The sequence below is a fragment of the Enterococcus sp. DIV1316a genome, from assembly GCF_050536915.1.
GTDB lineage: Bacteria > Bacillota > Bacilli > Lactobacillales > Enterococcaceae > Enterococcus > Enterococcus faecalis.
In genome coordinates this window covers 2124126-2149627 of sequence record NZ_CP172913.1, presented here as the reverse complement: position 1 = coordinate 2149627, position 25502 = coordinate 2124126, and the positions used below count along the sequence as shown (strand labels likewise).

At 36.9% G+C, this 25502-nt stretch carries 24 protein-coding genes; 15 read left to right on the top strand and 9 right to left on the bottom strand.

Annotation, left to right across the window (positions count from 1 at the left end):
• Window positions 1–188: 188 nt before the first annotated feature.
• The gene (locus IGL56_RS10230) at window positions 189–848 is read right to left on the bottom strand and encodes a ClpXP adapter SpxH family protein (protein ID WP_002356482.1); all 660 of its coding nucleotides are present in this window, start codon (window positions 846–848) and stop codon (window positions 189–191) included.
• A gap of 63 nt (window positions 849–911) precedes the next feature.
• Window positions 912–1490 (bottom strand): CYTH domain-containing protein, encoded by a 579-nt coding sequence (locus tag IGL56_RS10225; protein WP_430599759.1) that lies wholly within the window; start codon window positions 1488–1490, stop codon window positions 912–914.
• 196 nt (window positions 1491–1686) lie between these two features.
• Between IGL56_RS10225 and IGL56_RS10220 the strand changes: the two genes are divergently transcribed.
• From IGL56_RS10220 to mgtE, 4 genes are read left to right on the top strand one after another with little or no spacing between them, the layout of a single operon-like run.
• Window positions 1687–2361, top strand: a complete 675-nt coding sequence (locus tag IGL56_RS10220; protein ID WP_002356484.1) for a GTP pyrophosphokinase — start codon at window positions 1687–1689, stop codon at window positions 2359–2361.
• A 12-nt stretch (window positions 2362–2373) separates the two neighbouring features.
• Window positions 2374–3171, top strand: coding sequence for an NAD kinase (locus tag IGL56_RS10215; protein WP_002356486.1), 798 nt, complete (start codon window positions 2374–2376; stop codon window positions 3169–3171).
• A gap of 7 nt (window positions 3172–3178) precedes the next feature.
• A complete protein-coding gene (locus tag IGL56_RS10210) occupies window positions 3179–4072 on the top strand; it encodes an RluA family pseudouridine synthase (protein WP_002356487.1) in 894 nt (297 codons plus the stop codon).
• Between the two features lie 30 nt (window positions 4073–4102).
• Window positions 4103–5464: a magnesium transporter gene (gene mgtE / locus IGL56_RS10205; RefSeq protein ID WP_002362548.1), complete on the top strand. Its 1362-nt coding sequence runs from the start codon at window positions 4103–4105 to the stop codon at window positions 5462–5464.
• A gap of 117 nt (window positions 5465–5581) precedes the next feature.
• Here the strand turns inward: mgtE and cutC are convergent, their stop codons facing one another.
• On the bottom strand, window positions 5582–6211 hold the full coding sequence (gene cutC, locus IGL56_RS10200) for a copper homeostasis protein CutC (RefSeq protein WP_002356490.1): 630 nt from the start codon (window positions 6209–6211) through the stop codon (window positions 5582–5584).
• A gap of 129 nt (window positions 6212–6340) precedes the next feature.
• Here cutC and IGL56_RS10195 point away from each other — a divergent pair, with 129 nt between their 5' ends.
• The 4 genes from IGL56_RS10195 to recD2 all read left to right on the top strand — a co-directional run bounded on the left by IGL56_RS10195 (window position 6341) and on the right by recD2 (window position 11502).
• Complete coding sequence (locus IGL56_RS10195) at window positions 6341–7186, top strand: methyltransferase domain-containing protein (RefSeq protein ID WP_002356491.1); 846 nt, start codon at window positions 6341–6343, stop codon at window positions 7184–7186.
• 312 nt (window positions 7187–7498) lie between these two features.
• Complete coding sequence (gene trmL, locus IGL56_RS10190) at window positions 7499–8005, top strand: tRNA (uridine(34)/cytosine(34)/5-carboxymethylaminomethyluridine(34)-2'-O)-methyltransferase TrmL (RefSeq protein ID WP_002356493.1); 507 nt, start codon at window positions 7499–7501, stop codon at window positions 8003–8005.
• A gap of 216 nt (window positions 8006–8221) precedes the next feature.
• A complete protein-coding gene (locus tag IGL56_RS10185; protein ID WP_002356494.1) occupies window positions 8222–8866 on the top strand; it encodes a histidine phosphatase family protein in 645 nt (214 codons plus the stop codon).
• Window positions 8867–8892: 26 nt separating this feature from the next.
• Window positions 8893–11502: an SF1B family DNA helicase RecD2 gene (gene recD2 / locus IGL56_RS10180; RefSeq protein ID WP_002372267.1), complete on the top strand. Its 2610-nt coding sequence runs from the start codon at window positions 8893–8895 to the stop codon at window positions 11500–11502.
• Window positions 11503–11568: 66 nt separating this feature from the next.
• On the opposite strand, the gene IGL56_RS10175 is transcribed toward recD2, so the two are convergent.
• Window positions 11569–12528: a diacylglycerol/lipid kinase family protein gene (locus IGL56_RS10175; protein ID WP_002356498.1), complete on the bottom strand. Its 960-nt coding sequence runs from the start codon at window positions 12526–12528 to the stop codon at window positions 11569–11571.
• A gap of 262 nt (window positions 12529–12790) precedes the next feature.
• Here IGL56_RS10175 and IGL56_RS10170 point away from each other — a divergent pair, with 262 nt between their 5' ends.
• Complete coding sequence (locus tag IGL56_RS10170) at window positions 12791–13297, top strand: QueT transporter family protein (RefSeq protein WP_002356499.1); 507 nt, start codon at window positions 12791–12793, stop codon at window positions 13295–13297.
• A 237-nt stretch (window positions 13298–13534) separates the two neighbouring features.
• Entirely contained in the window at window positions 13535–14740 is a 1206-nt protein-coding gene (locus IGL56_RS10165; protein ID WP_002385715.1) for an aminoacyltransferase, read from the top strand.
• A 55-nt stretch (window positions 14741–14795) separates the two neighbouring features.
• Here IGL56_RS10165 and IGL56_RS10160 read toward each other — a convergent pair whose 3' ends face one another.
• From IGL56_RS10160 to IGL56_RS10145, 4 genes are read right to left on the bottom strand one after another with little or no spacing between them, the layout of a single operon-like run.
• On the bottom strand, window positions 14796–15431 hold the full coding sequence (locus tag IGL56_RS10160) for an ECF transporter S component (RefSeq protein WP_002356501.1): 636 nt from the start codon (window positions 15429–15431) through the stop codon (window positions 14796–14798).
• Between the two features lie 3 nt (window positions 15432–15434).
• Entirely contained in the window at window positions 15435–15989 is a 555-nt protein-coding gene (gene coaC / locus IGL56_RS10155; RefSeq protein ID WP_002385716.1) for a phosphopantothenoylcysteine decarboxylase, read from the bottom strand.
• Window positions 15986–16759, bottom strand: coding sequence for a phosphopantothenate--cysteine ligase (gene coaB, locus IGL56_RS10150; RefSeq protein ID WP_002356505.1), 774 nt, complete (start codon window positions 16757–16759; stop codon window positions 15986–15988). The genes coaC and coaB overlap by 4 nt, the downstream gene beginning before the upstream one ends.
• A gap of 15 nt (window positions 16760–16774) precedes the next feature.
• The gene (locus tag IGL56_RS10145) at window positions 16775–17767 is read right to left on the bottom strand and encodes a YhdH/YhfP family quinone oxidoreductase (protein WP_002356506.1); all 993 of its coding nucleotides are present in this window, start codon (window positions 17765–17767) and stop codon (window positions 16775–16777) included.
• A gap of 263 nt (window positions 17768–18030) precedes the next feature.
• Between IGL56_RS10145 and IGL56_RS10140 the strand changes: the two genes are divergently transcribed.
• From IGL56_RS10140 to IGL56_RS10120, 5 genes are read left to right on the top strand one after another with little or no spacing between them, the layout of a single operon-like run.
• Complete coding sequence (locus IGL56_RS10140; protein ID WP_002356507.1) at window positions 18031–18573, top strand: helix-turn-helix domain-containing protein; 543 nt, start codon at window positions 18031–18033, stop codon at window positions 18571–18573.
• A 25-nt stretch (window positions 18574–18598) separates the two neighbouring features.
• Window positions 18599–19684 carry an ABC transporter ATP-binding protein gene (locus IGL56_RS10135; RefSeq protein ID WP_002356508.1) on the top strand — a complete coding sequence of 362 codons (1086 nt, stop codon included), beginning with the start codon at window positions 18599–18601 and terminating at the stop codon, window positions 19682–19684.
• Between the two features lie 18 nt (window positions 19685–19702).
• Complete coding sequence (locus tag IGL56_RS10130; RefSeq protein WP_002356510.1) at window positions 19703–20509, top strand: ABC transporter permease; 807 nt, start codon at window positions 19703–19705, stop codon at window positions 20507–20509.
• Window positions 20509–21345, top strand: coding sequence for an ABC transporter permease (locus tag IGL56_RS10125; RefSeq protein ID WP_002356512.1), 837 nt, complete (start codon window positions 20509–20511; stop codon window positions 21343–21345). Before IGL56_RS10130 ends, IGL56_RS10125 begins: the two co-directional genes overlap by 1 nt.
• On the top strand, window positions 21342–22415 hold the full coding sequence (locus tag IGL56_RS10120; protein WP_002356513.1) for an ABC transporter substrate-binding protein: 1074 nt from the start codon (window positions 21342–21344) through the stop codon (window positions 22413–22415). Before IGL56_RS10125 ends, IGL56_RS10120 begins: the two co-directional genes overlap by 4 nt.
• A 971-nt stretch (window positions 22416–23386) precedes the next feature.
• Here IGL56_RS10120 and IGL56_RS10115 read toward each other — a convergent pair.
• A complete protein-coding gene (locus IGL56_RS10115) occupies window positions 23387–25153 on the bottom strand; it encodes a cell division protein (protein ID WP_002385718.1) in 1767 nt (588 codons plus the stop codon).
• Window positions 25154–25502: the final 349 nt, after the last annotated feature.

The following is a 25502-nucleotide window of genomic DNA, read 5'->3' as shown; positions in this document are numbered from 1 at the left end:
AATAAATATTGGTGGTCGATACAAATTTCGGTGTTAATATTTAAAAGTACATAATATATACATGGCTCCATTCCATAGCTGTCTTTTATAAGAACAAATCATCAAATGTAGCAGTATTAGACTTTATCTATTATTATAGAACATGGTGAAAATAGTAAAAGAAGGGCCAGTAAACTGGTCCTTCTTTTTTATAATAAATGTAAATGTCCATTTGGAAAATGATAATTGGAGCGGCGTTTAAATTCAAAGGTTGCGTCACCTTGGTCCAGCAACGGTTCGTTATGTGGATGGACACGACAAAGTTGTTTAATTTCATCCATGTTTTCAAAATTTTCGACTAAAATGCCGAAATCGTTCTCGCAAGTATAGTTGTAAACGACTGCGGTAGGATGTTGTTTAATCCCCATTTCTCGAGCAACTTTTTGGTCGGTTTGGAAAGATTCTTTGACAAAATCGGATTGTCGGTCTTTACGATACATATCAATATCCCCGCCGGCCGCTAGAAGTAGTTCTTCTGATAACTCAGGAGAGTAAGCTAGACCGTCTTCAGCTACTGCTTTTTGTAAGCCAATCAACAATTGTCGGCCTTTTTTTCGGCCTTGTAACTGTGCTGCTTTATAGTCAAGAGCGGCTGAGTATAAATCTTCAAAAATTCGATTCCGTCGTTTAATGTCATTAATCGGAATATGTTGACGACTCAAAAATTCATTGATCGTTTTCATGTTTAATAAAGGGATAAAGCGCAATTGTATTTTCTTCTTGTCGTTAACAGACAATTGTATAATTTCTTTTTCAATTTCTAAACAGACGCCGCCTAAAGGATTGACGAACAAATAAATTTCAACCATTCATACTTCCTCCAATGCCATGCTTTTTCAAATACAGGTGCCAGAACGTCAGTGCTTCGAATACTAAGGGGCAGTGGTCCGCATCATGCGTTGAATCTTGTTAGGTGCAAGCGTAATGGGAATGTTCAAATCAGCCATTAATGTTTGAAACGCTTGCTTGCCGCTTTCAGCTTCAGTAACTTCTAACTCTAATTCAAAATCGTGCTGTTGGTTATACCAACTTTCGTCTAACGCAAGTAGTCCTTGAGGAATTTGTTTTTCTGCACGTGCTGTTTTTAATGAACCAATTAAATGGATCGAGGCGATTTCAATACCTAATTCTTGTAATTTCTTCGTCACAGCCCCCTCAGTAGGGAGGTGATTCCTTTTGATAAAGTGGTTCGCCGTCTCAAGCGATAAAGGGTCATTGATTTCTAATAATCCTTCTGGCGCAGGAACTTTTAAGGTTAACTCACCACGATCTGCTAATACGCGAATTCTTAAGCCCATTCGTTGTGCTTTTAATTGAAAATCGTCCGTATCAAAATAATGATTTGTTTGCGTAAAAAAGTCCGTTTTTTGAATAGCAAAATGGTCGATTAATCGTTTGAAATCTTGCGGACTAACTAATGTTTTAAATTCAATTTCTAAGTGCTCACTCATGGGGTTCTCTCTCTTTCTTAAATCACTCCAATTTTCACATATTATATAGGTTTCCGTCAAGAAAAGTGGTCTTCTCTGTGAAAAATTTTTCTAATGAAAGGCGTTTGGAAATCAAATAGCGAATAACACCCTATTTTAGGGAGGACTGTGGTAAAATAATCAGTGAATGAAATTCAAGGAAATTGAGGGATCTACCATGGAACGAGAGTGGGAGCTGTTTTTAGCGCCATATGAACAGGCGGTCAGCGAATTAAAAGTAAAACTACGAGGTATTCGTAAACAATTTCGGGAGCAAGATAAACACATACCAATTGAATTCGTTACAGGACGTGTGAAACCAGTAGATAGTATTTTGACAAAGACGGCTATTCGGCATATTCCTTTAAATCGGATTGAAGAAGAAATGCAAGACATTGCTGGTTTGCGGATTATGTGCCAATTTGTGGAAGACATTTACCAGGTAGTCGCACTTTTAAGAAATCGTAAAGACTTAAAAATTGTGGAAGAACGGGACTACATTGAAAATAAAAAAGAAAGTGGCTATCGTTCGTACCATGTGGTAGTGGAATATCCTGTGCAATTAGTCACCGGGGAAAAGATTATTTTGGCCGAAATCCAAATTCGGACACTCTCCATGAATTTTTGGGCAACGATTGAACATTCTTTGAATTATAAATATCAAGGTGTCTTTCCTGAAGAAATGAAAGAACGCCTTCAGCGAGCGGCAGAGGCAGCCTATTTATTAGATGAAGAAATGTCATCTATTCGTGAAGAAATTCAAGAAGCACAACATTACTTCTCTCATGGCCGTGGATTGCTAGAAAACGAATACTATAAGCAAATTAAAAACGAAACACCAGAAAATCAGTAAAGGAGTCTGCTTATGAAAGTGGCGATTGTTCATAACTCGGAAGAAAAATCGAAACAAGTCACAAAACAACTGACAACACTATTAGAGCAAAACCAAATTCAAATAGACAATCGTCAACCTGAACTTGTGATTTCAGTCGGCGGAGATGGTACGCTTCTTTCCGCTTTTCATCGATTTAATCATCTGTTAAACGAAGTAAGTTTCTTAGGTGTACATACCGGACACTTGGGTTTCTATACAGATTGGCGTGATTATGAATTAAAAGAACTAGTTGAGAGTTTGTGTATTCATCGTGAAAAAAGTACGAGTTATCCATTATTAGATGTGCGGATTCGGTTTAGAGATGGGAAACCAGATAAACATTTTTTAGCATTAAATGAATCAACAATTAAACGAGGAAACCGGACGATGGTGGGCGATGTGTTTATTAAAGACGAACTGTTTGAACGATTTCGTGGTGATGGGTTGTCGATTTCGACCCCAACCGGCTCTACTGCGTATAATAAAAGTATTGGTGGAGCTGTTTTGCATCCTAGCATTAATGCGTTTCAGTTAACCGAAATCGCCTCCTTAAACAATCGTGTCTTTCGAACATTGGGGTCACCGATTGTAATCGCACATACGGAGTGGCTGGAGATTAAATTACAGGAAAGTGATGATTATTTTGTCACGGTGGACCAATTAGATATTTATCAAGAAAATATCGCTTCCGTCTGCTATCGAATTGCAGACGAACGGATTCATTTTGCCTCTTATCGGCACATGCATTTTTGGCATCGAGTGAAAGATGCCTTTATTGGTGAGGATTAATTAAACGATGGAATTTCAATGGACATACGACAAAGAAACAACACAACAAGTGAAATATTTTTTAAAGGAACAAGGCGTTTCAAAAGGGTTATTAGCTAAGGTGAAATTTCAGGGTGGTAAAATTCAAGTGAATGGGACCGTTCAAAATGCCATCTATCCTTTACAAACTGGCGATGTCGTTAAAATGACGATTCCAGATGAAGCGGAACATGAGACATTATTAACAGATGATGAACCGATTGAAATTGTGTTTGAAGATGATCATTTTTTAGTAGTTAATAAGCCTGCTGGCATTGCCTCGATACCTGCTCAGTATCATCCTTCAGGAACGATGGCGAATCGTGTTAAGGGCTATTACAAGCGTCAAAATTACGTGAATCAAGTTATTCATGTCGTGACTCGTTTAGATCGAGATACTTCTGGGCTGATGTTATTTGCGAAACACGGCTTTGCTCATGCTTTAATTGACCAAGAATTACGAGAAAAAAAAGTGACAAAAATTTATTATGCCCTTGTTGGTGGAGCGATTGAGCAGTTAAGCGAGCATCAATTGATTGAAAAGCCAATTGGGCGCGACTTGTCCTCTTTATTAAAACGCCAAGTTATCGAAACAGGTCAATTTGCTAGTACAGAATATTGGCTCGCAAAAAGAGGAGCCCAAGCAGCAGCTGTGCGCATTCAGCTCCATACAGGACGAACACATCAAATTCGGGTACATTTTGAAGCAATTGGCTGTTCATTGTTAGGGGATGAGATGTATCATGGAAAGATGGATCAAGGAATTGAGCGGCAAGCGTTGCATTGCATGGAACTAATTTTTACTCATCCTTTTACCAAAGAAACGGTTCATCTGATTTCCCCACTAGCGGAGGATATGAAAAGTGTAGATGATACGTTATAATAATAAAGAGGCAGGAGGGGAAAGTGTAAGATGAATGAAGGCCAAGAAATGGAAGAGCAATTTGCCCTTCTTTTAGAAACGCTAAAAAATCAACAAATGAACGAATTTCGTGAGCTATTTTTAGCGTTACACATTTATGAACAAGGACAATTTTACCAATCGTTAGATGAAAAAGACCGACAACATTTATACAATTACCTATCTCCGAAAGAACTAGCGGATATGTTTGATGTTATCGAAGAAGATAATGAGAATATGAAAGATTATTTAGCTGAAATGCGCCCAAGTTATGCAGCAGATATGTTAGCTGAGATGTATACCGATAATGCGGTGGATTTACTAAATATGTTAGATAAGAGTCAAAAGGCGAAATATCTTAGTTTGTTAAGTAGTGAAGAAGCAGGCGAAATTAAAGAGTTACTTCATTACGAAGATGAAACTGCTGGGGCGATTATGACCACCGAATTTGTTTCGATTGTGGCGAATCAAACAGTGCGTTCTGCGATGTACGTCTTAAAGAATCAAGCGGACATGGCGGAAACAATCTATTACGTTTACGTAGTCGACCAAGAAAATCATTTAGTCGGCGTTATTTCGTTGCGGGATTTAATTGTTAATGATGATGATACCTTGATTGCTGATATTTTGAATGAACGGGTTATTTCAGTTCATGTTGGCGATGACCAAGAAGATGTCGCGCAAACAATTCGTGACTATGACTTCTTAGCTGTGCCAGTTACAGATTATGATGATCATTTGTTGGGGATTGTAACAGTTGATGATATTATTGATGTTATCGATGATGAAGCCGCTAGCGACTACTCTGGTCTAGCCGGGGTCGACGTTGAAGAAGTTAGTGAGAACCCTTTAAAAGCCGCTTCTAAACGATTACCTTGGTTAATTACGCTATTGTTTTTAGGGATGTCTACGGCCTCGTTAATCAGTAATTATGAGTCGTTAGTTAGCGAAGCGAGTATTTTAGCCGTTTTTATTTCTTTAATTACCGGAACAGCCGGCAATGCCGGGACACAATCATTGGCGGTCGCGGTACGCCGTTTGGCTATGAAAGATGAAAAGGATAGTAATTTTGGTCGCTTAATCTTAAGTGAAGTACTCACGGGACTAGTGACGGGGGCTGTGACAGGTTTAACCATTATGATTGTGGTTGGCGTGTGGCAACATAATCTTCCGCTTGGATTTGTGATTGGGATGGCAATGCTCTGTGCAATTACTGTGGCGAATTTAGCAGGGAGTTTAATCCCAATGTTAATGGATAAATTAGGGTTTGATCCAGCAGTTGCCAGTGGCCCGTTTATTACTACCTTAAGTGATTTAACCAGTGTATTAATTTATTTCAATATTGCCAGCATGTTTATGCGTTATTTTGTTTAAAAAATTGCACTTATTTATCATGAGACTGAGGTAAAAGGATTCGTTGGTTTGCTTGAAATCAAAAAAGTGAGGTAGCCGTTAATACGACGGCTACCTCACTTTTTTAGATACAAGAAATTAAACAATTTTTGTGCCATGGACTTCTGTGACTTTTAAAGTGTCCATCACAGTTTGAACGTTTTCTGTGGAAATACCGCCACCTGGTAAAATAAGAATCCGTTGATCTGCGTAGACAATTAATTCTTTTAAATGATCAAAGTTGTCTTCGATAGGGGTACCAGCTGGCCCGCCATGAGTTAAAATACGCGTCACACCACGCTCAGCTAACCAGTCGATCGCCTTAAATTGATTTTCTTTCGACAAGGCATCAAAAGCCATATGGAAAGTGATTTGCAAGCCTTCAGCCGTTTCAATGAATAAGTCCAAAGCTTCTTCATCTAACCAACCGTCCTCAGTTAAACAGCCAATAACAATGCCGTCGGTTCCTAATTTCTTTGCTTCGATTAAATCGGTATGCATAATTTTTAATTCAATATCATTATAGACAAAATTGCCGCCACGAGGACGAATGATTGTCATCACTGGTACAGAATGTTCGCCAGCGTATGCTAAGACTTCTTCAATAACACCAGTACTTGGCGTCGTTCCACCCACGGCTAAGTTATCGCATAATTCGATGCGATTCGCACCTTTTTGAATGGCTTGGGGAATCTTAGTGAAATTTTCGGCACAGAATTCTTTAATCATTTCTTATCGCTCCTTGCTTTTTCTTCACAGGCATTGTACCATAATTCTGCTTACTACCATAGCCCTGAAAAAAAGAGTGCAACTTTTTATAAGAGAAAATGTTCATTTGATGAACGTAAGGAGTTTTAAATGTTAAAGAAAATTGAACGAGCACAACAATTATTAAAAAAAGAAGCAGCCGTTTTTCGCTGTCCAACTTGTCATGAACCAATGCATTTAGAAGGGGTTGGTCTGATTTGTCAACAGAGGCATCAATTTGATTTATCCAAGAAAGGCACGCTATACTTTCTAAATCATAGCGTTCAGACAGAATATAATAAAAAAATGTTTACTTCTCGAGGAAAAATGATTCAAAGTGGCATGTACGCGCCTGTTTTAAACAAAATTATGCACTATCTTCCTCAAAATAAAACAGTAGTCGATGTTGGTTGTGGTGAAGGGAGTTTTCTAGCTGAGTTAAGTCAAGCAGGCTTATCTGGACTGAAAATCGGGTTTGATTTATCAAAGGAAGGAATCTATTTAGCAAGTAATCAGCCAATTGATGCGTTTTGGTGTGTGGCGGATTTAACGAATTTGCCATTTGCGAATGAAGGGCTTGATACGATTTTGAATATTTTTTCTCCTTCACATTATCAAGAATTTCGGCGAGTACTAAAAGCTGACGGGACTGTGATTAAAATTATTCCTGAAGAGAATTACTTAAAGGAATTACGAGCGGCTTTTTATCCCAATGACGAAAAGAAACAAAGTTATTCCAATCAAAAAGTAGTCCAACGTTTTGCCGAGGAATTAGCTGTGGAAGTAGATGAACGAATAACTTATTGCTTTGACATTTCCGAGGAAAGACGGTTGGATTTATTAGAAATGTCGCCATTAGAGTGGCAAGTTTCTCAAGAAGTTAAAGCCGAGCTACAACAGCGACCATTGGAAAAAGTCACGATTGACGTCCGCTTGTTAGTAGGTCGTAAAAGATAGACTTTTTTGTGAAGAAAATCCTAAAAAAGTCTTGCAATAAAGTGACATTGGTGTTATATTACTTACAAGTTGTTTTTTCATTGGTTTTTATCAGGGTCCTGTTCTGATAAAAGTTAGTGAAGAGACCTTCACTAACGTAACGACTCGCCGTGCTAGACACCGAGACGGTACGTTTTTTTTATTGGTTAGAATAGCTGCCGCCTGACATCATCGCGTCATGCGGTTTTTTTTTGAAAATAAGTATTGTGGGCGCTATTTATTTTGAATTTATGCTAAAATGAACACGATTGATATTTGAGGAGCTGAAGATAGTTGACGAACCATATTGTTTTATTTGAACCACAAATTCCAGCAAATACTGGAAATATTGCACGGACATGTGCAGCGACGAATACACCGTTGCATTTAATTGAACCTTTAGGATTTTCAACAGATGATAAACACTTAAAACGTGCCGGATTAGATTATTGGAATGATGTAAATATTACGTATCATAAAGATTTGGCTGCCTTTTTAGCCCATGTGGCAGGCAAACACTTGCATTTAGTAACCAAATTTGCTCACCAAACATACAGCGAGGTCAATTATAATGATGGCGAGGACCATTATTTCCTTTTTGGAAAAGAAACAACGGGCTTACCAGAAACGTTTATGCGAGAAAACGAAGAAAAGTGTATCCGAATTCCTATGAATGATGAACATGTGCGCTCACTGAATCTTTCTAACACTGCCGCACTAATTGTTTATGAAGCCTTACGTCAGCAAAATTTTCCGAACTTAGAACTGACGCATCATTATGAAAATGATAAATTGGATTAAAAAAAGTTAAGACAGTAGCGCTTTTTTCAAAAATGTCAGAAGAAAGTGGTTTTATTTTTACTGTTGCCCAATTTTCAAGCCTAGAACAAAAAACAATTTAGATTTTTGTTCTAGGCTTATTTTGCTTGGATTACTAGAAACTTCCATGGATATTTTCGCAGGGAAGTGATAAACTAGAAAGACATATGAAGAGATAAAGAAGTTTGGAGAAGTTACATGAAATTATATTTTACACGACATGGAAAAACTGAATGGAATCAACAGAAACGATTTCAAGGAATGACAGGAGATTCGCCGTTATTACCAACTAGTTATGACGAAATTAAACAATTAGGCCAATATTTACAAGATATTCCGTTTGAAAAAATTTATTCTAGTCCGCTATTACGTGCCAAAAATACTGCGCGGGGAATTCAACAAGAATTGAATCATCCAGTTGAAATTGTTTATACAGATACCTTAAAAGAATTAGGTTTAGGTCGTCTAGAAGGACAATATATTGAAGAAATGCGTAATTTTTATGGAGAAGAATTAGATCATTTACGGCATCGTTTAGATTTGTATGATCCAACAATTTTTGATGGTGAACCAATCGAGCAAGCGATTCAACGGATTTCAGAAACAGTTGCTGAAGCGGCGAAACAGCACGAAGGTCCAGTTCTATTTGTCGGACACGGAGCAGCGCTGACGGCGGCAATCCAAGCGATGGCTGGTAAACCATTATCAGAATTACGGACAATGGGCGGGCTGTTAAACAATAGCCTCTCAATCCTTGAAACCAAAGAGGCATCAAGGAACATGCCGTACGACTTAACGTTATGGAATGATACGTCTTTTTTAGCTAAAGAAAAAGCACAATAAGCACACAACAGAAAGGAGGGCTTGTAGTGGTAACACTTTTTGGTGAGGACGAAGAAAAAGCCTTTATTGTTGGAACTGTACAAGCAATCTTTTTTGAAAATCCCAGTAATTTTTATAAAGTCGTTCTTGTAAATGTGACCGATACAAATACAGATTATTTAGAAAAAGAAATTGTAGTAACTGGTAGTTTTGGCCAAGTTCAAGAAGAGGAACCCTATCGTTTCTTTGGTCATTTTGTGGACCATCCTCGTTATGGCAGACAGTTTCAGGTGGATAGTTATCAGCAAGAAAGACCGACTTCGGCTAGTGGGGTGGTTAACTATTTATCAAGTGACAAATTTCCTGGCATTGGTAAACGAACTGCTGAAAAAATTGTTGAAGTATTAGGGGAAAGTGCGATTGACCGAATTATTGATGATCCGAGTGTTTTGGAAGAAGTTACTGTTTTAAATGAAAAAAAACGTCAAGTAATCGTCGAAACAATTCGCTTGAATCACGGGATGGAGCAAGTGATTGTGGGACTAAATCGATACGGCTTCGGTAGTCAGTTAGCTTTTTCAATTTATCAAACCTATCAAGAAGAAACCCTTTCTGTGATTCAAGAAAATCCTTATCAGTTAGTTGAAGATATTGAGGGAGTCGGATTTAAACGAGCGGACAATATTGCTGAACAAATCGGCATTCAGGCGGATTCTGCTGTTCGAATTCGAGCGGCGATTTTACATGAAGTGTTTGAGCACTCCATTCGCTCAGGCAATACGTATGTTCAAGCAGATGTTTTGTTAGAAGAAGCGATTCGGACCTTGGAAGCAAGTCGCCCAGTGGAAATCTCACCTGATCAAGTGGCTAATGAAATCATTACGTTAGTCGAACATGGAAAAATCCAACAAGAAGAGACTAAACTTTTTGAGAACAGTCTCTATTTTTCTGAATGGGGCATTGGTACTTCGATTCAGCGTTTACTTTCTCGTAAAAAAGAAATTCATTATGAGGAAGAAGAAGTCCAAAAAAATATCCGAATGATTGAGAAACGTTTAAATATTCAGTATGGCGACTCGCAACAAGCAGCGATTGAAGAAGCGATTAAATCGCCGTTATTTATTTTAACTGGAGGGCCCGGAACAGGGAAAACAACTGTTATTAATGGGATTGTCTCGTTGTTTGCGGAGCTAAATGGTCTTTCATTAGATCTCAAAGACTATACGCAGGAGATGTTTCCAATCTTGCTAGCGGCGCCAACTGGGCGAGCAGCGAAACGTATGAACGAAACGACAGGTTTACCTGCAAGTACCATCCATCGTTTGTTAGGCTTGACAGGTCGTGAAAAAAATCCGAGTTTAACCGCCAAAGAATTAGAAGGTGGTTTGCTAATTGTAGATGAAATGTCCATGGTAGATACTTGGTTAGCCAATACGTTATTAAAAGCTATTCCGACAAACATGCAAGTGATTTTTGTTGGTGATAAGGATCAGCTACCGTCTGTCGGTCCAGGTCAAGTCTTACATGACTTATTGCAAATTAACGAAATTCCCAAATGTGAGTTAAACGAAATTTATCGTCAAGGAGACGGTTCAAGTATTATTCCTCTTGCCCATGAAATTAAAGAAGGAAAGTTGCCTGCTGATTTTCAAAAAAATCAAAAGGATCGCTCGTTCTTTGCAAGTGATATTGGTCATATCGAAGAATACATTCGACAAATCGTCACAAAGGCAAAAGCAAAAGGGTTTACGCCACAAGATATCCAAGTTTTAGCGCCAATGTATCGTGGCGCAGCCGGCATTGATGCCTTGAATAAGATGATGCAAGAAATCTTCAATCCAAATGATGGTAAGAAAAAAGAAGTCAAATGGAATGACACCGTCTATCGGATTGGGGACAAAGTTTTGCAACTAGTCAATACGCCAGAATTAAATGTGTTCAATGGAGATATGGGAGAAATCGTCGGAATTACTTTAGCCAAAGACTCAGAGGACAAAGTGGACGAGTTGGTTTTACAGTTTGATAATAATGAAGTAACGTATAAAAGAAATGAATGGAATAAAATTACGTTATCCTATTGTTGTTCGATTCATAAAGCGCAAGGTAGTGAATTCCGCATGGTGTTACTGCCAATGGTTCATCAGTATAGCCGAATGCTGCAACGAAATTTGCTGTATACAGCAGTGACACGTAGTAAAGAATTATTAATTCTATTAGGTGAGGTTTCTGCTTTTGAAACATGTGTCAAAAACGAATCGGCTAGTCGCATGACGATGCTAAAAGAACGAATCGTGAATGCAGAACAAATGACCTTAACGACTAGAACCCAGTTAGAAGCCTATGAAGAAGGTTTAACGGCAGACCATCCATTTACTGAAAAGGAAACAAAAGCTGTCTCTTATGAAACTGAACAGCAATCAACGAAAGCCAATCAGATAAAAGAAACAGACGAGCAATTAGTTGACACAATGGTACAAGAAGTTTCACTATTTGCTGATGAAGGGGAAGAGTCAACCCCAGAAACAGCAAATAAAGCGACAAAAGTTGTCGAAGAACCATTACCAAAAGAACCACGACTAACAGTCGAAATTATTCAAACAAATGCTGTTGATCCAATGATTGGAATGAAGGATACGACGCCTTATCAATTTATGTGAGAAAAGGAAAGAGTGCCATAAGTCGTTTTGACTTATGGCACTCTTTTTCAACCTTAAGGGACTCAGTTAAAACCAAAACAAACGTTTTTGTGTGGTATAAACCATATCAATACTTCGTTTGCCTAAAATCTCGCCATCTGCGTGAATGGTTTGTGGAATCGTCGAAACAATTCGAATTTTACTTGATTGAAAATGATGAAAATGCTTAGATTTCCCTTGTTTTTGACGAAGCAATAGGAAAATAAGCCACAAAATTTTAAAAATATTGATTCGTTCCACGACAACTAAGTCCACGACTGCTTTGCGAGGATTGGCCGTCGGCATAATTGATACGCCCCCGCCAAAATAAGGATGATTTGTGACCGTACATAGGAAAGCACGATTAAATGTGTATTGTTTACCATTCATTTCAACTAAAATTGGAAAGCCTTTTTGTTTAAAAAAGACATGAATGATTGAAGAAATATAGGAAAGCGAGCCAAGCTTAAATTTATTTAAGGCTTTTTTTGATGACGATTCGTTGGTTTTTTCCACGATTGCCGCATCCAACCCTAAGCCAACATTATTGGTGGCTAAGCCGATTTCTTCTTGGTTGGCTTCTACATAATGAATTGTTTGAATTTCTTTTGGTCGTCTGGTGCGCAGGATTTGATGCAATGCTTTATCAATATTTCTTGATAATCCCACCCCCCGTGCAAAATCATTTCCAGAGCCGCATGGAATATAGCTTAAAGGAATAGCTGAATCATATGGAAGTAATGAATTAATGACATTATGTAGTGTGCCATCGCCGCCTAGCACGACTAGGATTGGAAAAGTTGAAACGTCTAAGTCTTCAGACCAAGGAAGTAAAGTTGTTTCTGCAAGTTCCTTCGTCAATTCTTTTTCATGTCCAGCGTAATCAGTGTAAAGAGCCGTATATTTAAGTTCTTGTTGCTTGAGTTGTTGAATCACTTTTCTAGCGACTTTTCGGCCATTGCCGCTACTTGCCTGCTCGTTGATAATAAGATAGTAGTGAATGTTCATTGAGCTCCTCCTTTGAATCGCTATTGTCCATTATACCAGAGGGAGGAACTTCTGCGAATAAAGATTGCTTAAAAAAGTAAAAAATGACTAGAAAAAGGCACGAAACAATGCATGAGAGGTGAAAACTGCAAATAAGTGCAAAGTAAAACAGGGCTTTCATTGACTATTTTGACTTTCCATATTAGAATGTGAACTGTTGCAATTGTAACCAAGGTTCATCAACCATCCCTTGTAAAAAAACTCGGAGAAAGAAGGAAAAAGTATGCAAAATTCGTTTCAAGCCAATCGAAAGCTAAGAACAGTCTTAGCCAATGGTATCATTATGGGCTTATATATTGTCCTCTCTTTATTGGTTCGGCCAGTTTCTTCTGGTATGATTCAATTTAGAATTTCAGAAAGTTTGAATCACCTAGTCGTTTTCAATCGCAAATTGATGTGGGGTGTTTTAGGCGGCGTTATCTTTTTTAACTTATTTTTTGGTTTCGGTGTAATGGATGCTCTGTTTGGTGGTGCGCAAACATTATTTGCGTTGAGCTTAACAGCTTTTTTACAAAAAAAGGTACCAAGTATTCCTGTTAGAATGTGTCTAAATAGTCTATTTTTCACTGTAAGTATGTTTTTTATTGCCTTTATGCTAGTACCAAGTGGCGGTCAAGCATTTTGGACAACTTATGGTTGGTTAGCATTAAGTGAAGCGATTATTATGACGATTTCAGCACCAATCATGTATTTTATCAACAAGTCATTAAAATTTGAAACACGTATTTAATTGAAAAGATGTGGATAGAAATGATTCATCCTTTGAATGGCAGTGAAGAAAAGTGTCGTTGCTATTAGTGAACTAAGTGATAGAATGAACTGTTTCTACCTCGTCTTTTTTACATAAAGAATAAGATCTACATTTTTTCTAAAAATTTTCATGTAAAACTTTACTAGTCTGTTGGAATACACTATGATAGTGTAAGATAAACGGACTATTGGAAAGTCACAGCAGAGGAGTTTGAACATGTACACATTTAAAATCGGTATTCCGGCAGAAGTACACGATACATTTGTTAAAAATCACCCATTATGTAATTTACTACAGTCATCTTCATGGGCAAAAGTCAAGGATAACTGGGGTTCTGAAATTGTTGGGGTTTATGAAAAGGATACATTAGTCGCATCAAGTTTAGTTTTAATCAAACCATTACCAGCCGGTTTTACGATGTTATATACACCAAGAGGTCCAGTAATGGACTATACAAATGAACGTTTGGTCAGCTACTTTATGGCTGAATTGAAAAAATTTGGCAAGAAAAAACGAGCTTTATTTATAAAAATGGATCCAGCGGTTCACTATCAAGATTTTCATTTGGGAGAAGAACATCAACCGCATGCTGAAGCGACAGCTATTATTGAGACCTTGAAAAAAGCAGGGGCCAAATATCAAGGACTGACAATGGATATGGGGGCCACCATCCAGCCCCGCTTCCAAGCGAATATTTATCGTGAAGATTTTAGTGAAGAACAATTGTCAAAAAGCACCAAGAAAATGATTAAAACAGCTGAAAAAAAAGGGGTCGTTGTGCAGCAAGGGCATGTTGACTTTGTTGATGAATTTGAAAAAGTCATTCAATCAACCATGGAACGCCAACATATTTCTTTACGGAATAGTGATTACTTTAAGAAGCTGTTGAACATTTACCCAGAAGACTCCTTTATTATGCTGGCGCAAGTCAATTTAAAGGAACGCTTAGATAGCACGCGACAACGCTATGACAAAAATCAAAAAGACTTGAGTAATTTGAAAGAAAATCAAGTGAAAAAGCGCCATAATTTAGAAGAATTAGATGCTTCCTTGACTCGGGAACTAAAAGAATTAGAAGAAAATATCGCAGAAGCTGGTGAAATCGTCACGGTTGCTGGCGCTTTGGCTGTGACATTTGGTCCAACAAGTGAAATCCTTTATGCTGGCTTAGATGATCGTTATAAACGCTACATGCCAACATATGTGACTTGGCGAGATGCCATTCAAGAATGTTTTAACCGTGGCTGCGAAAGCTGTAATATGGGCGGCTTAGAAGGTAGTTTAAATGATGGCTTAATTAAGTTTAAAGCGAACTTCAACCCAACGATTAATGAATTTATTGGGGAATTCGATTTACCGGTTAATAAATTATTATTTAAAGCCAGTGAATATGCCTATAAATTACGAAAACAAAAAAAATAAATAAAAAACACAGGGACTAAAAATCAAACTTGATTTTTAGTCCCTGTGTTTTTTTCTATAGTTTTTGCGTTGCATTCCGTTTCATTAAGCGAAGCAAAACGCTAGCAATTGCTGAAGCAGCTACACCAGCAACAAGAGCTTCTGGCACACCAGAACTGAAAATCGTCGCAATAATAGCTAGGTAAACAGCAGTTCCAGCTTTACCAATAATTTCAGCATAAGCTGAATTAAAAAGAAAATAAATCATGTTCATGACTAAAATGGTATTCGTTGCTGAGCCTAAAACACCAGCCACAAATAAGGAGACAGGTTGCGCTTTTTCCTTCGTTAATTTATTTAGCCATTTGTAAGCGAAATAAGGAACGACCCCAATTAAAATCCGCGGAATGAGCACAATTAAAAGTGCCTTCCAACTACCATGATCGGTACCGATCACAGGAATAAATGGAGAAAAAACAAACGACAAAGGTGTTGGTGCTGTCGTATTTTTAATTAAGCTAATGATCCCAAACGTGCCGCCCAACATACTACCGATTTTTGGCCCTAAAACAATGGAACCAATAATTACAGGAATATGCATCGTGGTCGAATTTAAAGGACCTAATGTGATAAATCCTAGCGGGGTTAAAGCCAGTAAAAGTAAGATAGCTAAGAACATTGCTGTTAACGTAAATTTTTTCGTGTTATTCATAAATTACTCCTTGTTATCAGATGCTAAAATTTTCATCACTGTTTGAAGGATATCTTCAACAGTGGCAAGTGCGCCACGACCATAATCGCCACAAGCTAATAGAGCTTCACGTGGGATTATTTCTTGATAGCCGACTTCTTTTAAAATGCCAATATTTCGTTGGACAATGGGGTTTTGGTACATATACGTATTCATCGCGGGCGCAATAATTTTGGGTGTTTCAGGATAAAGTGCCAAAGCAGCTGTTGATAATAAGTCGTCGGCAATCCCATGGGCTAATTTCCCAATTGTATTGGCCGAAGCAGGTGCTACTAAAAATAAATCCGCTTTTTTAGCTAACTCAATGTGATTAATTTTACTGGGATCAATTTCCATCATGACATCCGTATGCACTGGATTCTTAGAAAGTGATTGTAAGGTCAGCGGAGTGATGAACGCTGTGCTGCTTTTAGTCATTAAAATTTCCACATTGTAGCCAAGCTTAGTTAGTTGACTTGTAATATCTGCTGCTTTATATGCAGAAATGCTGCCAGAGACGCCTAATAAAATAGTTTTCATTGTTGTTCTCTCCATTTCTTTTCAACATTTTTAACGATCATTGAACCAATCCCTTGTTTTGAACAAGCTTCTTGGACAATGCCCGTTTCGTTAATTAATAATCCTTCGTGTTCTGTTTCATGAACGTTCATCAAGTCATTGGCTAAGACAAAGTCACACCGATTTTTAATCAAAGCGGCTTGTGCAACCTGGACAAGTTCTTCTTGTGAAACGTCGACAAGTAATTTAAAGCCCACTAAAACAGTTTGGGGTTGTTTGTCACGAATCATTTGGATGACTTTAGGATTTTTCTTTAGAAAAATTAATAATCGGTCCGTATCAGATGAAATTTTTGTTGCTGTTTGAGGAATATCAGCAATCTGATTCAATGTGTTTTGAACGATAGTTACCAAGGCTTCTTTGGTCTTTGGCAATGTTTGTTCGCTTAATTGTTGAGCAAAAGAATCAATAAATTGTTCTTCCGTTTGCGCGGTTTCCGTCGTAAAATCACTGACTGCCATTGCGTGAACAATCGCATCAAATTGCTTTTCAGCAAAGAGTTGTTCTAACGTAGTAGCTAATTCAACCGTTGTTTCTATTTCTTTAATTGATAAGTCCAATTGTTGGGTTGGACGTAATGCATGTTTGGTTGTTACGTAGGTTACGGTGTGTCCAGCAGCTAAAAAACTTTCAGCAATTGCTTTTCCTAGTCCGCCAGAAGAATGATTGGTAATCGAACGAACATTATCAATCGGTTCTGACGTTCCACCAGCAGTAACTAAAACATCCATAATCAAAACGCCTCCTTAAGAAATTCGGACAATGGTCCGTCCAATATGTTGGCCTGCTTGTAATGCTTCAAAAACAGGGGGAAGTTCTTCTAAAGTAATCTCTTGATACACAGCTTTTTCAGTGATGTCTAAATCAGTGGCAAGACGTTGCCAAACTATTTTTCGTTTGTCCATACCAACATTAACCGAATCAATGCCCAATAAATGAACGCCCCGTAAAATAAAGGGTAAAACGGTTGTCTCTAATGTAATTCCAGCAGCGCGGCCACAAATGGCTGAACGGCCATCATAACGAAGTTGTGGTAAAACAGCAGAAGTAATTTCCCCACCAGTGGTATCAATTGCAAAAGCAAAACGCTGTTTCATTAATGCTTTAACAGGAGTTGCTAAGAAATCTTCTACTAATAAGCATTCACTAACACCTAACTCTTTTAAAAGCTCAAAAGAATCTGGCTTTCTAGTTAATGCAGTGATCGAAGTGTAGCCTAATTGATGCAACATCGCAATAGACAATGTCGCAACACCGCCTGTCGCACCAGTTACAATAATGGGGGCTTCTTTGTCGTCGCGTAAGCCATCGTCTTCTAAAGCTGTGACAGATAATCCGGCCGTAAAGCCAGCAGTTCCGAAAATCATTGCTTCTTTGAGACTCATTTTTTCAGGAAGTGGAACTACCCAATCGCCAGGAACACGCACATATTCAGAATAACCACCAGTATGACTAACCCCTAATTGATAGCCTGTTACGATCACTTTATCGCCTTCTTTGAAACGAGGATCTTCCGATGTGACAACAGTGCCACTGACATCAATTCCTGGAATCATTGGATAATTGCGAATCACACCGCCGTCTTTTTTTGAAGCTAAAGAGTCTTTAAAGTTAACTGAGGAGTAGGCTGCTTTGATTACTACAGTGCCTTCTGATAAATCGTCTAAAGTAATGGTTTCTAGTTGACCAATAACAGATGTATCTTGTTCTCTTAACGTAAATGCTTGAAATGAATTCATATAAAAACTCTCCTTCCAATTATGTAAAAAAGCAACTCGTCTTATTTTATCATATTCTGATTTTTTCGTATCATTTTTCTTCTTATAAACAGTAAGTTATACAGAAAAGAAAGATTGTGTGACAATTAGACTAGAAAAATAAAGAAAAATGGTTGAAATTTTTCAAAAAGTTCGTATACTAAAAAAGGTAAAACTAAACTGTAAGTTTAGTATTACAAAACTTTTGTTGAAAAGATTAGCTGAAAATAGAAACGAGGTGTGCCATGGAAATTGGTGAGAAGTTGAGAAATTTACGCATTCAGAAAAATTTAACACAAGAAGAATTAGGCGAAAGAACGGATTTATCCAAAGGCTATATTTCCCAATTGGAGCGGGATTTAAGCTCACCATCAATGGAAACATTTTTCTCAATTTTAGAAGTACTAGGCGTGACGCCAGAGCAGTTTTTTAGTCAGCAACCGCTTGAACAGAAAATTGTCTACAATGAAGAAGAAAGTACCCTCTATTATGATGAAGAACATGGCTATGAACTAAAATGGTTAATTCCAGCCTCAAATGAAAAAGAAATGGAACCTGTCATTATTACTTTTGATAAAAATGGCGAATACAAAACGTTTGAACCTTCTCTATCAGAAACATTTATTTATGTGATTGATGGCTCCATTCGTTTGACATTAGGGGAAGCCACGTATATTGCTAAAAAAGGTCAAACCATGTATTACCAAGCAACAGAACCTCACCAAATTAGCAACAATGGTCGAGGAAAAAGTCGTGCGTTAATTGTGGCGACAGAATCGTATTTATAAAGGACGAAATGGAGGAGTTTATCCAGTGAGAAACCATGTGATTTCATTTGAAAATGTTGTCAAACAATTTGACGATGAACCAGTATTAAAAAATGTCAGCTTTGAAATTGAAGAAGGAAAATTTTATACGTTATTAGGACCTTCAGGATGTGGCAAAACAACGATTTTGCGTATTATTGCGGGATTCAATGACGTGACTTCTGGCGATGTTTATTTTGATGGTAAAAGAATAAATGATGTACCTGCCAATAAACGCCAAGTCAATACCGTGTTTCAGGATTATGCTTTGTTTCCTCACATGAATGTTTTTGATAATGTTGCGTTTGGTTTAAAAATCAAAAAACTATCCAAAGCAGAAATTGAAAAAAAAGTGAAAGAGGCATTACGTTTGGTTCAATTACCCGGCTACGAAACACGTGAAATTAGTGAAATGTCTGGGGGCCAACGTCAGCGGGTCGCAATTGCACGAGCGATTGTCAATGAGCCAAAAGTATTGCTTTTAGATGAGCCGTTATCCGCTTTAGATTTGAAATTACGTACAGCGATGCAATATGAACTACGTGATTTACAACAACGTTTAGGAATTACTTTTATTTTTGTGACCCATGATCAAGAAGAAGCATTAGCGATGAGCGATGAAATTTTTGTCATGAATAAAGGTCATATCGTGCAAAGTGGCACACCAGTCGATATTTATGATGAACCGATTAATCACTTTGTTGCTGACTTTGTAGGGGAAAGTAATATTGTGGATGGCGTGATGCTGGAAGATAATTTAGTTTCATTTGTGGGCAAAAAGTTTGAATGTGTCGATGGTGGCATGCGGAAAAATGAACCTGTAGAAGTCGTTTTACGTCCAGAAGACTTAACGATTACCACGCTTGAAAAAGGCAAGCTAACCGTAACGGTGGATACACAGTTATTCCGCGGCGTTCATTATGAAATTATTTGTTTTGATGAACAAGGAAACGAATGGATGGTGCATTCCACTCGAAAAGCCAAAGAAGGCGCTCAAGTAGGGCTCTCTTTTGAGCCAGAAGATATTCACGTGATGCGCTTCAATGAATCAGAAGAAGACTTTGATGCCCGTTTAGAAAGTTACGACGAGTAAACGAAAGGGGAAAATAAAATGAAAACAATGCGTCGAATTTATTCGATTCCCTATGTAATGTGGTTACTTTTATTCGTCATTGCGCCAGTGCTAATGATTATTTATCAATCATTTTTCGATATGAATGGCCAGTTTACCTTGGCGAATTACCAAACGTATTTTACATCAGGAACGTATTTAAGTATGACCATTAATTCGGTTTGGTATGCTTTTCTGATTACCATTTTTACGTTATTGGTAAGTTATCCTACGGCTTATTTTTTGACAAAGCTCAAGCATAAACAGTTATGGTTAATGCTCGTTATTTTACCAACGTGGGTGAATTTATTATTAAAAGCTTATGCCTTTATTGGGATTTTCAGTATTCATGGGAGTATCAATCAGTTTATGAGTTTTATGGGTTTGGGTACGCACCAGATTCTGTTTACAGATTTCAGTTTTTTATTTGTCGCAACGTATATTGAAATTCCATTTATGATTATGCCGATTTTTAATGCCTTAGAAGAGATGAATCCTTCATTGATTAGTGCTAGTCGGGACTTAGGAGCTAGCAGTGCGGAAACATTCCGCCGTGTCATTTTTCCTCTCTCCCTAAACGGTGTGAAAAGTGGCGTTCAAGCTGTCTTTATTCCTTCGCTCTCGCTCTTTATGTTAACGCGTTTAATTGGCGGCAATCGGGTGATTACGTTGGGAACGGCGATTGAGGAACACTTCTTAGTAACGCAAAACTGGGGCATGGGTTCAACAATTGGTGTGATTTTAATTGTTGCCATGTTTATTGTGATGTTGCTGACGGGTGAGAAGAAGAAAGGGCGTGGCAAATAATGCAAAAGAAAAAGTTTAAATGGTCTTATGTGTATTTATTCGTTGTCTTTGCGCTACTGTACGCACCAATCTTTTATTTGATTTTTTATTCGTTTAACGACACGCAAACGATGAATCAGTTTACTGGTTTTACGTTAGATAATTATCGGAACGTTTTCGAAGACACACGCTTGTTAACCATTGTTCTGAATACGTTTTTGCTAGCTTTCTTATCGGCTTTAATAGCAACCATCATTGGAACATTTGGCGCGATGGGGATTTATTATACAAAACGTCGTAAAAACCGGAACACGTTGCTTAGCTTTAATAACATTTTACTCGTTTCACCAGATGTTATTATTGGAGCCAGTTTCTTAATTTTCTTCACGGCAGTAGGGTTTATCAGTTTAGGTTTTACAAGTGTGTTATTGTCGCATATTGCCTTTAGTATTCCAATTGTTGTTTTAATGGTTTTACCAAAACTACAAGAGATGAACGATTCTATGGTAGATGCGGCACGGGATTTAGGGGCCAATAATGTTCAAGTGATTAAAAATATTATTTTGCCTTTTTTAGCGCCAGGAATTATTGCTGGCTACTTTATGGCCTTTACTTATTCGTTGGACGATTTTGCCGTAACATTCTTTGTGACAGGCAATGGTTTTTCAACATTATCTGTTGAAATTTATTCACGAGCACGTCAGGGAATTAGTTTAGAAATCAATGCCTTAAGTGCGTTAGTATTCCTATTCTCAATGATTCTAGTTGTCGGTTATTACTTTATCAGTAAAGACAATACGCCAAAACGTTTAAAGAAAATGCGTCGGGAACAAAGTGAGGTGGCCAAGTTAAAATGAAAAAATTACAGTCACTTTTTATTGGAATTATCGCTATTATTGTCATCTTGTTTTTTTGCGTGCGCCAATTGGAGAAAGCAAGTGGCATGGCAGGAGCAGATACCTTGACCATTTACAATTGGGGGGACTATATAGATCCGGCCTTGATTAAGAAATTTGAAAGAGAAACAGGTTATAAAGTCAATTACGAAACCTTTGATTCTAATGAAGCTATGTATACAAAAATTCAGCAAGGTGGTACAGCCTATGATATTGCCATTCCTTCTGAATATATGATTCAAAAAATGATGAAAGCGAAGATGCTTTTACCACTTGATCACAGCAAATTAAAAGGCTTAGAAAACATTGATGCACGCTTTTTAGATCAATCCTTTGATCCCAAAAATAAGTTTTCCGTTCCGTACTTCTGGGGCACGTTGGGGATTATTTATAATGATAAATTTATTGACGGCCGTCAGATCCAACATTGGGATGATTTATGGCGCCCGGAATTAAAAAATAATGTCATGCTGATTGATGGCGCTCGCGAAGTGTTAGGATTATCTTTGAATAGTTTAGGCTATTCGTTAAACAGTAAAAACGACCAACAATTACGTCAGGCTACCGATAAGTTAAACCGATTAACGAACAATGTCAAAGCAATTGTTGCCGATGAAATCAAAATGTACATGGCTAATGAAGAAAGTGCAGTTGCTGTAACTTTCTCTGGTGAAGCTGCTGAAATGCTAGAAAACAATGAACATCTACATTATGTGATTCCCAGTGAAGGCTCTAATCTCTGGTTTGATAACATTGTGATGCCTAAGACAGCCAAAAATAAAGACGGCGCCTATGCATTTATGAACTTTATGTTACGACCAGAAAATGCAGCACAAAATGCAGAATATATTGGTTATTCCACACCAAATAAAGAAGCTAAAAAACTATTACCAAAAGAAGTTGCCGAAGATAAACAATTTTATCCAGATGATGAAACCATCAAACATTTAGAAGTTTACCAAGATTTAGGTCAAGAATACTTAGGAATTTATAACGATCTGTTCTTGGAGTTTAAGATGTATCGGAAATAGGGAGTAAATTCAGTAAGAATGACTTTAAATTGACACAAATGCAGGGGAATAAACTATTATTTTTATTGCTATTTTCCAAAATTTTACCTAAAGCGACGAACATGTCGCTTTTTTGATGTTTTCTATTAGATAATTCTAACTGAAAAGTTTGATATATGTAAGTTGACACCTAAAAGTTAAATCTGAAAGTCTAACTTTTGGGTGTCATTACAATGTAAGATTAAGCATAGATACTTTTTAAGAAAATATCATCATTTGACTTTTGTTTATATCCTGATTATTTAGAAGAATTGAGGCAAACAAAATTAAAAAAATTTTTTAAAGAAAAATACCGATAAAAAAATCTCCAATCAAAAAGTTGTATACTAGTCCCAACAATTGAAACAATTACTGACAACTAAAGAACACTTAGCTAAACTGCTAGTTGAAGCAGCCGAACAAATAGAATAATTCGAAAGTATTCTAGAAATTAATGAACTCTCTGCAGGACTCATTATTGGTGTATTAGGAGACATTTGCGTTTTTCTTCTCACAAATAACTAAACGCTTCTGGCGGTGTCAACACCAGAAGATATCACTATGGAAAACATACCGTCAATGAACACATGGATAAACATGGGAATCCGAAGATATGAAAGAATTTTGTATTTTATTATTATGAACATGATTCGGTAACAAGCAGCGAGCCCCAATCATCTAGTGGGTTATTACTACAAATTAAAAACGCAACCTTCGCCCAAAAAGCATAAGGTTGCGCTCATCACTTGTATCAACAAGCTCTTGAAATGTCTCCACTCGATGGTACGGCATTCAAGTACGTATGATTACTCATACACGGACTCTAACGGCCAATAAGGAATGTATCCTTACCTAATAAGTTATAACATACTTAAATTTCTAATTTATGAGGCTTATTTTGTATACTTTTTCTTGATAAAATAAATGAAAAAAGTACTTGCCTCAGTTTCTCTTTAGTTACCTTTAATATGTTTTTTTAAAAAGTAATAAATAAAAGTAGTTCCTAAACAGATATAAGCTATGATTTGGATATATGATGCAATAACAAAGGCTAGGCTGGGTTTGTAACCAATGGTTAAGGAATTTTTACCAGCTTGGGCAGGCACAATTAAGCTACCAATTTCAGATGTTTTATATTGTTGTTTTGTTAATTTTTGACCGTTGAGCCATACTTCACTATTAGAATAAGCAGTAAGTGGTAATAACATTTGACTTGTTTTATTGCTAGCGTTTATCCAATTAAATTGTAGCTGCCCTTCAGGGGTGACTTGTTTTTTACCTTTAATTTCATTATTTGCTACTTCTTTCCAATAAATATTATAAGGTTTATTTCTGACAATGATGTCAATGTCTTCTTTGTTATGAGTAGGCAAATAATCAGAAAGCGGTTTGATTACTAGCTCGAGTCCATCACCTAAGGCATGTTTGCCATTAAAAGCTTGTTTAAGTTTATTCATATCTTTAATTTTTGTGAGTGTAGAGGTAGTGTCATTAGATAAAGGAGTAGCTGATTGCCATGCCTCTGATTGTGTTAAAAGAGCTTGATTTATTAGCAAACAAGAAAGAACGGCAACAGTGACATAAGTTACACTTATACTGGTATATTTATTTTCTTCTTTTAAAGTTATTCTTTGCAAATAAAGTGTAAAACTTAAAAATAAGAGAACATAAGAAATACTAGCAAAACGTAATGGAAATTGTATTCCTTGAAGCATCTTAAATGTTGTAGGTAAGTCATCCCAAGGTAGCAAACTTGATGAAAGAAGTAGAAAAAAAAGACCGACAAGATTGATCACTTTTTCAGTCAATACTAAGGTTTTCCAATTAAAAATAGTAAAAACAAACATGAAAGTAGCGATCAAAGAAAAAATTAGCCCTAACGATCCCCAATCTTGAACACCAAGTGTAAAACTTGTAGTATAAGGCATCATTCTTTCAATAGGATAAGGCTTTAACAAATGATTGCTTGAGAAAACTTCTAACATACCAATCAAAAGACGAGAGGTTAATAGCATCGTTATTAAAACAGCCAAGATTGCATTAATAAGCATTCTGACTTTCTTTGGTGTTAGTATGAAACCAACAATAAAGAATGGTAGCAAAGCTAGCACTGTAAGTAAAGAAGTAAAAACGTGTAAGTGCATAGTTAGTGCAACCGGAATGGCTAAAATTAAAGGTTGAATCGGTTGAGCTTTATCTTTAATCATTTTTATAGCGGGAATAAAAACCAATGGCAAAATAGCACTAGCCCAGCTGGAAGAAGTTTGTATTAAGCTAAAGGAAGCAATAACATTAGTAGACATGTAGAAAAGTGATAAGCCTACTGCCAGCTTATAAGTTATCTTATTGTAACGAGCTAAGGTAAACATTGATAATCCTGCGAGAGCAAAGCAAAGAAAGCTGGAAATAATTTGAAATCTAAACCAAGTCTTTGAAAAAGCTAATAATAAGCCCATGATGAAAGTGAAGTCAGGTGCATAGACCGTATTAATAATTCGACCAGATTGTTGAAATCCGTAAAGACTTTGGAAATAGTTATAGGTATGATTTTTTTGTTGCATGTAGCTTTCATAAACTTTATTCATAAAAAAGTTGCTGTCGGTCCCTAAAATTATAGAATGACGAAATAACTGAGCTGAGACAATAATGGCAGCTGCCAACAAAATACCAATGATTGAAAATAAAGCAGACCTATTAATTGAAAATTTTTTTAAAAACACATTGATAACTCCTTAATTATATTTTATTTCATTTTATCATAGGATGGAATAAAATAAAATGTTGATTTAATAACTATAATGAGTGAACATGGAAAAAATTTTATTTATTAATAAAATTCAAAAAGTAGACAAAAATACTAATAAAGTAGGATACTCATATTAAAAATTATATTTAATAAAAGTGTTTTGGGTGTTTGTGGCCAGACCGGTAGCTTGGGAGAAAGCGTCATTCTTTGTATGAAAATAAAGGCATATGTGAGTAAAGAAATGTTGGTTAATTTATCAAAAACAATTATATCTATGAATACACAAGTAAATAGATTCTCTAAATTGCTATTATTACTTCTAT